Here is a 12,406-nt window from a genome sequence, read left to right as displayed (position 1 = left end):
TTGTGGCATACAACGTTATCAATAGATAAAAGGAATGTATTTTTATGGTGGGATACTGTAACAATTTTTTGTTAGGAGGAAGAAATGGTGAGCTCAAAATATATGATTGGTGTAGACATTGGGACAACTAGTACAAAATCAGTTCTATTTTCTACTGATGGATCTGTTATTGCTAGTCATGGAATTGAATATCCTTTATATTCTCCTACGCCTGAAACAGCGGAACAAGACCCAGAAGAAATTTTTCGTGCAGTAATAAATACGATTAAAGAAACTGTACGATTAAGTAGTGTACAGCCAAGTGATATTCTTTGTGTCTCTTTTAGTTCGGCAATGCATAGTCTCATTGCTGTAGATGAAAAGGGGAATCCATTAACGGGATGTATTACTTGGGCAGATAATAGAAGTGCAAGCTGGGCGGAGAAAATAAAGAATGATATGAATGGTCATGAAATTTACCTTCGTACTGGCACACCAATTCATCCTATGTCACCGCTTTCGAAATTAGTTTGGCTACAGAATGAGCAGGCAGAATTGTTTGCAAAAAGTTATAAATTCATTTCTATTAAAGAATATGTTTTTTACAAGTTATATAAAGAGTATGTAATTGATTATTCTATAGCGTCAGCAACAGGGATGTTTAATTTGAAATCTTTAAAATGGGATGAAGAGGCTTTACATGTTGCGGGAATTACAGATGAAAAGCTTTCTAAACTTGTTCCAACAACGCACAGTTTAACAGGATTAGATGAAGAGCTTGCCAAAGAGATGAATGTACTTGTTTCTACGCCTTTTGTAGTAGGAGCGAGTGATGGAGTACTATCTAATTTAGGTGTAAATGCAATAGGTCCTGGCGTTGTGGCTGTTACAATTGGTACAAGCGGTGCGATACGTGCTGTAACAAATCGTCCTGTAACAGATCCAAAAGGTAGAATTTTTTGTTATGCGTTAACTGAAGACCATTGGGTAATCGGTGGACCAGTTAATAATGGCGGTATGATTTTCAGATGGGCTCGTGACCAATTGGGTACTTCAGAGATTGAGCTTGCAAAGCGTTTAGGGAAAGATCCATATGAAGTACTTACTGAAATAGCAGCAAAAGTGAATCCTGGATCTGACGGTTTATTGTTTCACCCGTATTTAGCAGGGGAAAGAGCTCCTTTATGGAATGCAAATGCACGAGGATCTTTCTTTGGACTCGGATTGCATCATAAGAAAGAACATCTTATCCGTGCTGTTTTAGAAGGAGTAATTTATAATTTATATACGGTTCTTCTCGCTTTAAAAGAGTTAATTGGCGAACCGAAAAAAATTCAAGCGACAGGCGGCTTTGCAAGGTCGGAACTTTGGAGACAGATGATGGCGGACATCTTCCATCAAGACGTATATGTTCCGGAAAGTTTCGAAAGCTCTTGCTTAGGAGCTGCAATCCTAGGTTTATATAGTTTAGGTGAAATAGATACATTATCTGTAGTTTCTGAAATGGTAGGTGCAGATTTCCATCATGAGCCAAACATGGAAAGTGTGGAAAAATATAAAGATTTAACGCCAATCTATATCCGTCTGTCCCGTCAATTGGAAGAAGAATATGAAAGTATAGCAGCGTATCAAAAAAAGTGGGTTTAAAAGCTATTTACCAAGAAAATATGGTAACGTATAAAGAGGTACTCCGATTTTTTAGGATACTCTTTCAACATAAAATATTTTAAGAAGCATGATGAACGAAAAATATAGGGAGAGAGGGTTATGAAAATGAAGGATAACAAAGAGTTTATTGGATATGTTGGAACTTACACGAAAGAAAATAGCGAAGGAATATATAAGTTTACTTTAGACACAGAAGCAAAAAAAATTAGTAATGTAACACTTGCCGCTAAGCTGGATAACCCTACATATGTAACGATTAACCGAAAGAATGAATATCTCTATTCTGTTGTTAAGGAAGGCGAATCTGGCGGTGTAGCTGCGTATTCCATTGATAGTCATACTGGAGAACTAATAGCGAAAAATAGACAAGTAGTAGAAGGTTCTTCTCCTTGTCATATTAGTGTTGATAGTGGAAATCATACAGTAGTTACAGCGAATTACCATAAAGGAACGATTGAGTCTTTTGAAATAAATGAAGAAAATGGAACTGTAAATCCTGCTTCATCTATTATGGCACATGAAGGTTCAGGTCCGAATAAAGAAAGACAAGAAAAACCACATGCACATTACGCGGGGTACACTCCTGATGAAAAATATGTAGTGGGCGTTGATTTAGGGATAGATAAAATAATTACGTATGAAGTAAAAGATAGTACATTAACAGAAGTGAATCGTTTATCTGTAAATCCAGGAAGTGGTCCAAGACATATTACTTTTCATCCGAATGGAAAGTATGCGTATGTGATGACGGAGCTTAGTTCAGAGGTTATTGTGTTAACATATAATCCTGCAGAAGGATCCTTTACAGAATTACAGTATATTTCTACTGTTCCAGAAGAGTTTGATGAAAATAATCAAGGAAGTGCGATTCATATTTCTTCTGACGGCCGTTTTGTATATGCAGGTAATCGTGGTCATAATAGTATCGCTGTTTATAGCGTAGATCAAAATTCAGGTCAGCTTACATTTGTTGAACACACATCTACAGAAGGAAATTGGCCAAGAGACTTTGTATTAGATCCTACTGAAAAGTTCCTTGTTGCTACAAATGAAAAGTCACATAATCTTGTGTTATTTTCAAGAGATGAATCTACAGGTAAGTTAACACTTTTACAATCTGATGTTGCTGTGCCAGAGCCTGTTTGTGTGAAGTTTGTAAATGTTTAAGTTGTGTTCGATATAATTTCATAAACTTAGAAAATAATAAAAAGCAAAGCGATATCGCTTTGCTTTTTATTATTTCTTTTTCGGTCTACGTACTAATTCGCCGCCGCAGTTTGGACAAACGTTATGTCTTTCTTCTGTACATGGTGCGCAAAATGTACATTCATATACACAAATGTATGCTTCAGAATCTTGTTCGAGCGATTGATCGCAAATTTGACAGTTTGTTTTCATTTCTAGTGCCATAATAAGTCTCCTTTTTAGTTAGAAAATTTATAATTTAATTATAATTCATTAAATAGAAATAGTCCTTTTCAATTGAAAGGAAATCGAATAATAAATTTATGAATTGAAACGAAAGATGCTGGTTTATTTTAAAATTGATTATTTATTACAGTTGGAATATTATGAAATAGTCAAAAGACAACAGGGGGTATAGATTTTGACTAATCATAACGATCATTTAAAAGCAAACTGCGAAAAATGCTTCGGTCTATGTTGCGTTGCATTACCGTTTGCAGCATCGGTAGATTTTGCAGTGAATAAAGATGGTGGTAAACCATGTTCCAACTTACAATCAGATTTTAAATGTAGTATACATAAAAATCTTAGAGGAAAAGGTTATAAAGGTTGTACAGTATTTGAATGTTTCGGTGCTGGGCAGAAGATTTCTCAGGGTACGTTTAAAGGGATTGATTGGAGGAAAGATGCAAAGCATGCAAGAAAAATGTACGATGCTTTTCCGGTTATGCATCAACTTCATGAAATGCTTTGGTATTTGAATGAAGCGATTCTTTTAAATGCAACACAGCCAATTCATAAAGAGCTGGAGACCGCAATTGAGGAGACAGAGCGACTTTCGAATTTAAATCCAGATGAGTTAATGAAAATAAATATTCCAATGCATAGGGCAGAGGTGAACATTCTTCTTTTAGAAACGAGCGAATTAGTATGGAAGGAAATGAATACTGCGCGTAAGAAACGAATCATTCACCGCGGAGCAGACCTTATGGGAGCGAATCTGAAAAAGAAAAATTTACAAGGTGCAAATTTAAGAGGAGCTTACTTAATTGCGGCTAACTTAAATGGTGCAGATTTAAGAGGAGCAGATCTCATCGGAGCAGATTTGCGAGATGCAGATATTCGCGGGGCTGATTTTACTAATAGTATTTTTCTGACGCAAGTTCAAGTTAATGCTGCTAGAGGGGACAAACATACGAAATTACCGAAATTATTGTCTCGTCCATCGCATTGGAGTGCGTAAAGAGTGAGGAGTATTTAGTGTGGATATATTTCAGTATTTAGAAGAGATGCAAGAGGATGTCTTTTCGTTAGCAGTAGAGCAAATAGAAGCGAAGTATTATGATATTTGTTGCATGTTGGCGTCTACAGAATATGCAGAACGAATTAAAGTAATTGATGTAGAGTCATATAAGGTAAGTATTCGAGTAGGTTTGGATGCAGCTGTAGAAATGGCTACTAATGAAGAAGCAAAAGCGATTTATTTTGAGTATGACCTTGATAACGAGTGGACTAGTCAGTTTTATATTTGTGAGGAGTATGCTCCACTTGAAGAAGAGGATGATGATTGGGCTTCTGAATGGACATATGATGTTGAGGGACCGGAGTCTGTAGAATTAGCGGATATGTATAATGAAAATGGCTTTGACACAAGTGAAAAAGCAATCGGTATCACTTTATATTTAATTGCTAAAACGCTGTGTAGTTTTATAAGTGTACGTAGTGAAGTGCAAAATAATATACCGATTTGTATTGGTTTTCACGACCAAGATCCAATAATGCGAACAGGCAGAGACTAAGAATCTCTGCCTGCTTTTTATTTCTTTTCAAAAGTAGTAATTAAAACGCTACATATAATAAGAATACCACCAATAAAAAAGTTACTATTTAATGTTTCATTTAAGAGCAACCAACCAAGTAACGATCCAACGATAGGTTGGAAGAAGAAAAATAAGGAACCTATGCTTGCATCCAGTAATTCTAATCCTTTATTCCAAAGGAAAAAGGCACCTGCTGTTGAGACGATTCCTAAGTATAATACGCCTAATATTACGTACGTATTTACTGTTCCGATAGAGGCCGCTTGTAGCTCCCATATCATAAAAGGTGTAATAAAAAAGAGTGAAAAGAAAATTGCGTACGTTGTAATAACTAAGGATGAAAATTGGATTGAAGCGATTTTTACATAAATAGATAGTAAAGCCCACGTAATAGCGGCTCCAACTAAAATGATTGTTCCGATAAAATAGGAGCCAATTTCAATATCCCATCCGATTACGATAATGACACCGATTGTCGCTATTATAGTAGATAAAAGTCTACGAGCAGTTAGTTTTTCTTTCAAAATGAGCGCTGCAAATATAACCATAAATGCAGGTGTAGCTGATGTAACTAACGAGCCTGTATGAGCGTCGGATAATTTTGTTCCGATAAATTGGCATGTGATCGAAATGAAATAGCCGATAAATCCAATCCAAGCGAATAGGAGCCAATCTTTTTTGCGAATGGTTACTTTTTTCTTTTGCTTTTTCTCAGCTAGTTTCAAAATGCCATATAAAACAACAAAAGCGATAATAAAGCGTAGCCAAACGAGTGTTAGTGGTGGGATAAAATCGAGTACGTATTTGCTAACAACATACATACCGCCCCATATACTTGCTGCTAGTGATAAGTATATAGCTCCTAAAATTGTTTGTTTCATTTGAAATACCTCCGTCTATTTTTAGGGTAATATGAGTTCCCTAAGACGAGGCATAGTGTATGTGCTAAATGAATGCCCGTCTTAGTTTATAGACGGCCTACAGGTTGATCGTTTTCGAATGAAGTGTTGTAGTACATGAGTGCATTCCTCCTTCATAATTTTATAATGATATTATAACTTAATTTTCAGTTTATTGGAGGTTCTTATGAAATATATCGTTATAAAATCACATGTTAGCAATTATCCTAATCCAATTCGCTTAGAAGAGAGGGGTGTAGTGAAAATGATAGAGAGTTACGTTGGTCCAGAAGACTGGGAAAACTGGATGTTTTATCACGAAGAGAAGTATAACTGGAAAGGATGGGTTTGGTGAGAAGGAACAGATGATGAGAAGGGCTGGACACCAAAGGAAAACTTACAAAAATATTAGTAATACTATTTGTTTAATAATTAGGACACATATTTTTTGTTTGTGAGTATATTGGTTGTAGAGTAAAAAGTAGATTAATAGAGAAAGAGGAGGAGATTGTAATAACTACAACCGTTATTTCTCATTTTTATAACGAAGAGTATTTGCTACCATGGTGGCTTATGCATCACACGAAACTGTTTGATCATGGTATTTTAATTAATAAAGGTTCAACAGATCGTTCCGTTGAGATTTGTAAAAAATTCGCACCGCATTGGGAGGTGCGAGATTCTGTAAATCCAGAGTTTGATGCATATGCGACAGATCATGAAGTGATGAGGATAGAACAAGAAGTACAAGGATGGAAAACGATTTTAAATACGACTGAGTTTCTTTGCGTGCAAGATAAAAATCAGTTTTGGAAATCGCTAAATGAATTGGGGGGGAGGATGTATTGGCTGGACGGGCTTATTATGGTTGATGATCCTAACTACAACTATCCGGACCTTAACTTTGGAATACCTTTAATGAAACAGCGATTTCATGGTTATTTACCAGAAGATTGGCCGTTATGGAGAAGAGGTAGATTTATTCATAATCATGAGCATGGAAGTTATACGGTTGGAAGACATTTATCTGCGCATGAATCGATGATTTATCCACCTCTTGCCTGTATATTATGGTTTGGGTTTAGTCCGTGGAACGATGCGATGAGAAAGAGAAAGTTACAAATTGGTCCGACTCTTTCTGAAGCTAGTAAGCATGGGGGAATGGGGACGCAACATATTGTTACGTCGGAAAGATTAGAAGAATGGTATAAGGAATTAGCGAGAGGAACGAAGGATTTACGTTTTAATGATGCATATCGTTATGTTTTTGTATAAATGATTTCCACCATAAAATTGTTTCTTCAATTCCTGTATTTAGATCGTATGTTGGTTTCCAGTTTACTTCAGTTTTTAAACGTTCTACATTAACCCCGACAAATAAAGGTTCATCTTTAGAGAAAGGGATTGCACCTAGTTTAATTAAATGTTCTTTTCCTATCTTTTTAGCAATGATAGAAGCTAACTTTTTAATTTGTACAGATTGACCAGAAGCGATATTGATGGTGCCTGTAACGCTGTGTTCTAATATTGTTACGAGAGCTTCAGCGACGTCACTCACATGGAGGAAATCTCTCGATTGTTTTCCATGTGTACATAGTGCCTCCTCGTTTTTTAATAAGGAAGTGATAATGTTAGAAACGAGCCGATTACCTTGTTCGTGAGGTCCATACATATGAAAAATGCGGCCCCAACACATGCTGAGGCCTGTTTGTTGTGCATACGTTTCTAGCCAGGAGTGCAGTGCATTTTTACATAAAGAATACGGGGTTTTATAGGAAAGGAGCGGTGAATCTTCAAATAATACGCCGTTAAACCATTCGTACTCTGCGCCAGTACCTGCAACGACAACACGCTTTCCACCGCATATTGTGAAGTGTTGAATCAATGAAATACTAGACTTTAGCCAATAGTAATTATTAATAGATACATAGCATGCTGGTGGCACTGCTTCCCAAGCAAGGTGAATGAGATGGCTAGGCTGAACGTCGGAAATGAATTGTTTTACTTCGTTATCGCGAAGCAAGTTTACTTTATGCCAATGGCAAGGGAGGTGAGAGGGTTTATTTTTATTATACGTGGCGTGCACTTCATATCCCTTTTGTATAAGTGAATGTACAACATATTTACCTATCCAGCCACTACCACCTGTTACAACAACTTTCTTCATGGCTCGATCACCTCAACTTCTGGAACCGTCACTAAAAATTTACCGCCCCATTCACGAATGAAAGAGCATTCTTTCATAATTTCGTCTTTCAAATTCCAAGGAAGTATGAAAATGTAATCCGGTTTTGTACGTTTAATTTCTGCTGGAGATTTTATTGGAATACGAGTTCCTGGTAAAAGGAGATTTTGTTTGTGAGGATTTTTATCTACTGTATAAGCTAGAAACTCTTTACCTATCCCGCAATAATTCAAAAGGGTGTTTCCTTTAGCTGGAGCACCGTAACCGATAATTTGTTTGTTTAAAGTTTTCGCTTCAATAAAAAACTTTAAAATATTTATTTTCAATTGTTCGATGCGTTTAGAAAAAAGGAGATAGCAATCTAAAGTATCTAACCCTTGGTCGACTTCTTTTTGAATTAATTTTGTAACATTGGAATGGATAGTTGATTGGGCACTTAGATGGTTTACAAAAATCCGTAAGGAACCACCATGCGTTGAAAGTTCTTCTACATCAACAATTTGTAAATGATGATGAGCTAAAATTTTTTGAAGGCTTATAAGTGAGAAATAGGAGAAGTGCTCATGATAGATAGTATCGAACTGATTAGATGATATGAGGTTTAATAAGTGCGGGAATTCAATTGTTATCGTTCCATCACGTTTTAATAAGGTTTTTAAACCAGAGACAAAATCATGCAAGTTTGGAACGTGTGCTAATACGTTATTTGCGACGATTAAATCAGCTTGTGGTAATTTTTTTGCTAAGTCATTACTGAAAAAATTCACATGAGTAGGAATTCCTTTTTTGATAGCGATGTCTGCTACGTTTTTTGCTGGTTCAATTCCCAACGCATCGATATTTTCTTTTTGAAAGTATTGTAATAAGTACCCATCGTTACTTGCAATTTCAATCACTTTTGAATGTTTCGTTAAGTTGAAACGCTTAATCGCCATTTCTACATATTGTTTAGCGTGTAGTAGCCAACTTGAGGAGTAAGAGCTGAAGTATAAATAGTTATGAAAAATATTTTGTGGAGATTCAAATTCATCTAGCTGTACGAGTAAACAAGAGTTACAAACAAATGTGTGCAGGGGATAAAAAGGTTCCATTTTATATGAGCTTTCAGGAGCTACAAATGAATTAGCGAGAGGGGAAACGCCTAAATCTAAAAAAGTATTAGTTAGTAATGAGTGGCAAAAACGGCATTTTTTCTGTTCCATTTTATAGCCCCCTTATAAATTTTTGAATGTGTCGATTTGTTGTCGTGTGAAAGATTCTATATTTTCACCAGATGCATATTTTTTGTACCAATCAACAGTCCAAGTAATAGAATCATCTGTTGATAACTTAGGAGTCCAGTCGAGTTTGTTTACTGCTTTTGTACTGTTGAGTGTTAAAATTGGTGATTCATAAGGAGTTTTTGTAGAGGGAGAATGGATTGTGAGTCGTTTATTCCATAATTTCATTACGGATTGAATGACATCATTTACGGTTCTGCTAGGTTCATTGATTGGACCAAAATTCCACGCTTCTGCATATTTAGCATCATTCCAAAGTTTCTCAGCTAAAAGGATGTAGCCGTGTAGAGGATCTAAAACATGTTGCCATGGACGGATGGCATATTTGTTTCGAATACACAAAGTATGATTGTGCAAATATGCCCGAATGATATCAGGGAATAATCGATCTTCTGCCCAATCACCACCACCAATAACGTTACCTGCTCTTACAGAAGCAAGCGAAGTAGTATTCGTGTGAAAAAAAGATTTGTGATAAGATGTTGTAACTAATTCAGCACAAGCTTTACTAGCGCTATAAGGGTCGAAACCTCCTAGTCGGTCATTTTCCACGAACGCTCGGTCGCCACTACCGTCATTCTCATAACATTTATCGCTTGTCACATTAATAATGGCACGTACGCTTTCGACGGACTTTGCTGCTTCTAGCACGTGGACAGTACCTAAAACATTCGTTTTGAATGTATCGATAGGATTTTTGTATGAAGCGGTTACGATTGGCTGAGCTGCTAAATGAAATATTATGTCGGGTTTATGCTGCTTCATGGCATGAAATAAAGAATGGTAATCTGTAATATCGCCTTTTATTGTCGTGCACTCTTTTGCTACGTTACCTTGTTCAAAAATGTTAGGAATGGATGGGGGATGAGAAGAAAAGCCTACTACTTCTGCACCTAAAGAACTTAAGAAAAGGGTGAGCCAGGAGCCTTTAAATCCAGTATGTCCCGTAATAAATACTTTTTTCTTATTCCAAAAAGATGATGAAGCCATATTACCAAACCTTCCACGGAGCGTTATTACTTTCCCATAGCTCGACTAATTTATTTTTATCGCGCAATGTATCCATCGGATGCCAAAAACCAGAATGTTGATATGCGGCCAATTCATTTTTGTTTACTAACTGAACTAAAGTGTCTGTTTCAAAAACAGACTTATCTCCACTAATGTAATTGAAAACTTCAGGATTTAAAACGAAAAATCCACCGTTAACCCATCCGCCATCACCTAATGGTTTTTCTTGAAAAGATGTTACAGACTGTTTATCTAATATGAGAGAACCAAATCTACCAGGAGGTTGTACGGCAGTAACAGTAGCCATTTTTCCATGTTTTTTATGGAATGTAATAAGTTCTTTTATATTTACATTACTTAATCCATCACCATAAGTGAGGCAGAAAGGTTCGTCTCCGACATAATTTTGAATCTTTTTCACTCGGCCACCCGTTTCGGTATTTACACCAGTATCGATTAGTGTAACTTTCCATGGTTCTACACGATGAGAATGGCTAGTAATTGTATTATCGTTTAACTGTATTGTGAAATCAGACATGTGTAAGTTGTAATTTAGAAAGAACTCTTTAATTGCATATCCTTTATAGCCTAAGCAAATAATAAACTCAGTAATCCCGTAATGACTATACAAACTCATAATGTGCCATAGAATGGGCTTTGTTCCAATTTCAATCATAGGTTTCGGTTTTAAATGTGTTTCTTCCCCAATTCTTGTACCGTACCCACCAGCAAGAATAACAGCTTTCATTTTTTCCTCCTAAAATAAAAATTTATTATTTATACAGTATTCATGTTTTATGCAAATGAGATTGTTTTTGATTAAGCGAATGAAAATGTTTGAGGTGATGACGATGCAGAAAATATTACGGTTTGAATTTTGGGAATAATTCTTGATATTCAGGGTTATGACGGAGGTCTTGTGTTAGGTTACTAAGCTCTAAAAAACGTATGTCCAGTACTTCAGGAGATTGACCGTAATGTGTTTGAAGCCCCATTTGAATACCCCTTTTTGAAAGGGTAGGTGTAATTTGTAATTTTCTTGCTTTTGATTGTTCATTCCAAGGGCTAAAATAGAATTTTAAAATAAATGAAGGATAGTCATAAATTATATATCCGTGCCGCGAATGATGTCTACCAGGTAAATATGCACCGTCTAGATGATTGTGAATAAATCTCCAAGCACATCCTAGATTTGGGTTATAAGGGAAGACACCGTGGTATCGCTGTTCTACTAAGGGGATAGAATATCTAGGCTTTGAATAATTATAATTATGATTATCTATCATTAAAATCATTCTAATCGCATACATGTTTTGGCCTAGTGTATGAAGAGATGAAAAAAATTCTTCAGTATTATTACAACAAAAGAATTCAGTAGTATTTAAAACGATTTTCCAACCTGAAACTTCTCTTTCAATTTCCATCACTTCAATATCAGTATTAGTTGGATCAAACTCAAGAAATCTTGAATTTCGTACTTCCCAGTGGGGTGCTAATAGTTTACAAATCTCTACGGAACGATCTGTAGACCCTCTATTAATTAAAATGCCGTGATCAAATATTTTCGTGTGATGCATAAGCCACCATGGAAGTAGGTATTCTTCATTATAAAAATGAGAAATGATTGTCTTTTTCATGTTAATTCCCTCCTATACAAGCAATCGTTATTAGTAGGATATGCTTTTAAATAAGAAAGGTTAAAAAGGGCAGACAATGTAGTGATTAGGTAATAGTTTAGTGATTTTATTGCATAAGTGTAGATTACTCGTATTGAATAATCATAGGATGAGATTGAAATTTTGTATAAATTGTGAATAATAAACCGTCACGTTTGACTGTACAGTTTATGTGTTGTATGATGTAAGTAATATAAACAAGGGGGGAAGATCGTTGGGAAGGTGTATCGAATCGGACAGTTGGCTCTCATGGCTCACGTGTCGAAACGAACGATTGATTATTATACGAATCTAGGTATCTTAAAAGCGGAGCGATCTCAATCTAATTATCGCTATTACGACGAAACAGCATTTGAGACATTACAATTTATTGAGAAGTGCAAAGAAATGCATATGCCGCTTTGTGAGATTAAAGAGAAAATCGAGGAGAAGAAGAAGCTGCTCGGTATCAATGAACACGTTTCGAAACAAGTGAATGAAGTGACAGACCATATTCATCGATTAGAAGTGGAGCTTACTGAGTTAAAACCGCTTTTAGATGAATTGACTGATTCACAACGTGAAAAAATATCGAAATCTTTATCAGGTCAAACGACAGCTTTAATACAGACACTTGCTCTATTATTATAGAATAAGTGAAATCCGACCTCTTTAATTTTTGTATCGGGCTATGTTTTCTAACAAACAAATAAGAAAACATTAT

General features: G+C 35.9%; 14 protein-coding genes. 7 read left to right on the top strand and 7 right to left on the bottom strand.

The features are described 5' to 3' along the window. Positions 1 to 84: 84 nt before the first annotated feature. Together gntK and QCI81_RS03750 are read left to right on the top strand one after the other, a co-directional pair. Entirely contained in the window at positions 85 to 1,626 is a 1,542-nt protein-coding gene (gntK, locus tag QCI81_RS03755; protein WP_071731200.1) for a gluconokinase, read from the top strand. Between the two features lie 120 nt (positions 1,627 to 1,746). Beyond that, a complete protein-coding gene (locus QCI81_RS03750; protein WP_081366350.1) occupies positions 1,747 to 2,814 on the top strand; it encodes a lactonase family protein in 1,068 nt (355 codons plus the stop codon). 69 nt (positions 2,815 to 2,883) lie between these two features. Here the strand turns inward: QCI81_RS03750 and QCI81_RS03745 are convergent, their stop codons facing one another. Then, complete coding sequence (locus QCI81_RS03745; protein ID WP_001162788.1) at positions 2,884 to 3,057, bottom strand: DUF1272 domain-containing protein; 174 nt, start codon at positions 3,055 to 3,057, stop codon at positions 2,884 to 2,886. Positions 3,058 to 3,253: 196 nt separating this feature from the next. Here QCI81_RS03745 and QCI81_RS03740 point away from each other — a divergent pair, with 196 nt between their 5' ends. Together QCI81_RS03740 and QCI81_RS03735 are read left to right on the top strand one after the other, a co-directional pair. After that, complete coding sequence (locus QCI81_RS03740) at positions 3,254 to 4,075, top strand: pentapeptide repeat-containing protein (RefSeq protein ID WP_071731199.1); 822 nt, start codon at positions 3,254 to 3,256, stop codon at positions 4,073 to 4,075. Between the two features lie 19 nt (positions 4,076 to 4,094). Beyond that, complete coding sequence (locus QCI81_RS03735) at positions 4,095 to 4,631, top strand: hypothetical protein (RefSeq protein ID WP_000350943.1); 537 nt, start codon at positions 4,095 to 4,097, stop codon at positions 4,629 to 4,631. 17 nt (positions 4,632 to 4,648) lie between these two features. Here QCI81_RS03735 and QCI81_RS03730 read toward each other — a convergent pair whose 3' ends face one another. Further along, positions 4,649 to 5,533, bottom strand: coding sequence for a DMT family transporter (locus tag QCI81_RS03730; protein WP_000814762.1), 885 nt, complete (start codon positions 5,531 to 5,533; stop codon positions 4,649 to 4,651). Between the two features lie 205 nt (positions 5,534 to 5,738). Here QCI81_RS03730 and QCI81_RS03725 point away from each other — a divergent pair, with 205 nt between their 5' ends. Together QCI81_RS03725 and QCI81_RS03720 are read left to right on the top strand one after the other, a co-directional pair. Then, on the top strand, positions 5,739 to 5,906 hold the full coding sequence (locus QCI81_RS03725) for an SH3 domain-containing protein (protein ID WP_000875292.1): 168 nt from the start codon (positions 5,739 to 5,741) through the stop codon (positions 5,904 to 5,906). A gap of 107 nt (positions 5,907 to 6,013) precedes the next feature. Then, a complete protein-coding gene (locus QCI81_RS03720) occupies positions 6,014 to 6,826 on the top strand; it encodes a glycosyltransferase family 2 protein (protein WP_071731198.1) in 813 nt (270 codons plus the stop codon). Here QCI81_RS03720 and QCI81_RS03715 read toward each other — a convergent pair. The 5 genes from QCI81_RS03715 to QCI81_RS03695 all read right to left on the bottom strand — a co-directional run bounded on the left by QCI81_RS03715 (position 6,795) and on the right by QCI81_RS03695 (position 11,664). After that, positions 6,795 to 7,718 carry an NAD-dependent epimerase/dehydratase family protein gene (locus QCI81_RS03715; protein WP_023522547.1) on the bottom strand — a complete coding sequence of 308 codons (924 nt, stop codon included), beginning with the start codon at positions 7,716 to 7,718 and terminating at the stop codon, positions 6,795 to 6,797. The genes QCI81_RS03720 and QCI81_RS03715 overlap by 32 nt on opposite strands. After that, the gene (locus QCI81_RS03710; RefSeq protein ID WP_071731197.1) at positions 7,715 to 8,938 is read right to left on the bottom strand and encodes a class I SAM-dependent methyltransferase; all 1,224 of its coding nucleotides are present in this window, start codon (positions 8,936 to 8,938) and stop codon (positions 7,715 to 7,717) included. The genes QCI81_RS03715 and QCI81_RS03710 overlap by 4 nt, the downstream gene beginning before the upstream one ends. A gap of 12 nt (positions 8,939 to 8,950) precedes the next feature. After that, a complete protein-coding gene (rfbG, locus tag QCI81_RS03705) occupies positions 8,951 to 10,006 on the bottom strand; it encodes a CDP-glucose 4,6-dehydratase (protein ID WP_071731196.1) in 1,056 nt (351 codons plus the stop codon). A gap of 1 nt (position 10,007) precedes the next feature. After that, positions 10,008 to 10,775 carry a glucose-1-phosphate cytidylyltransferase gene (gene rfbF, locus QCI81_RS03700; protein ID WP_000648807.1) on the bottom strand — a complete coding sequence of 256 codons (768 nt, stop codon included), beginning with the start codon at positions 10,773 to 10,775 and terminating at the stop codon, positions 10,008 to 10,010. Between the two features lie 115 nt (positions 10,776 to 10,890). Continuing rightward, the gene (locus QCI81_RS03695; protein WP_000750972.1) at positions 10,891 to 11,664 is read right to left on the bottom strand and encodes a glycosyltransferase family 2 protein; all 774 of its coding nucleotides are present in this window, start codon (positions 11,662 to 11,664) and stop codon (positions 10,891 to 10,893) included. Positions 11,665 to 11,925: 261 nt separating this feature from the next. On the opposite strand from QCI81_RS03695, the gene QCI81_RS03690 reads away from it, so the two are divergent. Further along, positions 11,926 to 12,333 (top strand): MerR family transcriptional regulator, encoded by a 408-nt coding sequence (locus QCI81_RS03690; protein WP_000285639.1) that lies wholly within the window; start codon positions 11,926 to 11,928, stop codon positions 12,331 to 12,333. Positions 12,334 to 12,406: the final 73 nt, after the last annotated feature.

Source organism: Bacillus cereus group sp. MG20 (assembly GCF_040459885.1).
Lineage (GTDB): Bacteria > Bacillota > Bacilli > Bacillales > Bacillaceae_G > Bacillus_A > Bacillus_A cereus.
Note: the sequence above shows the minus strand (reverse complement) of the source record. Positions and strands in the feature narration are given on the sequence as shown.

Coding starts and splice junctions, on each gene's coding strand:
- gntK (WP_071731200.1), top strand. CDS start 85: ATGGTGAGCTCAAAATATATGATTGGTGTAGACATTGGGACAACTAGT.
- QCI81_RS03750 (WP_081366350.1), top strand. CDS start 1,747: ATGAAAATGAAGGATAACAAAGAGTTTATTGGATATGTTGGAACTTAC.
- QCI81_RS03745 (WP_001162788.1), bottom strand. CDS start 3,057: ATGGCACTAGAAATGAAAACAAACTGTCAAATTTGCGATCAATCGCTC.
- QCI81_RS03730 (WP_000814762.1), bottom strand. CDS start 5,533: ATGAAACAAACAATTTTAGGAGCTATATACTTATCACTAGCAGCAAGT.
- QCI81_RS03725 (WP_000875292.1), top strand. CDS start 5,739: ATGAAATATATCGTTATAAAATCACATGTTAGCAATTATCCTAATCCA.
- QCI81_RS03715 (WP_023522547.1), bottom strand. CDS start 7,718: ATGAAGAAAGTTGTTGTAACAGGTGGTAGTGGCTGGATAGGTAAATAT.
- QCI81_RS03710 (WP_071731197.1), bottom strand. CDS start 8,938: ATGGAACAGAAAAAATGCCGTTTTTGCCACTCATTACTAACTAATACT.
- rfbG (WP_071731196.1), bottom strand. CDS start 10,006: ATGGCTTCATCATCTTTTTGGAATAAGAAAAAAGTATTTATTACGGGA.
- rfbF (WP_000648807.1), bottom strand. CDS start 10,775: ATGAAAGCTGTTATTCTTGCTGGTGGGTACGGTACAAGAATTGGGGAA.
- QCI81_RS03695 (WP_000750972.1), bottom strand. CDS start 11,664: ATGAAAAAGACAATCATTTCTCATTTTTATAATGAAGAATACCTACTT.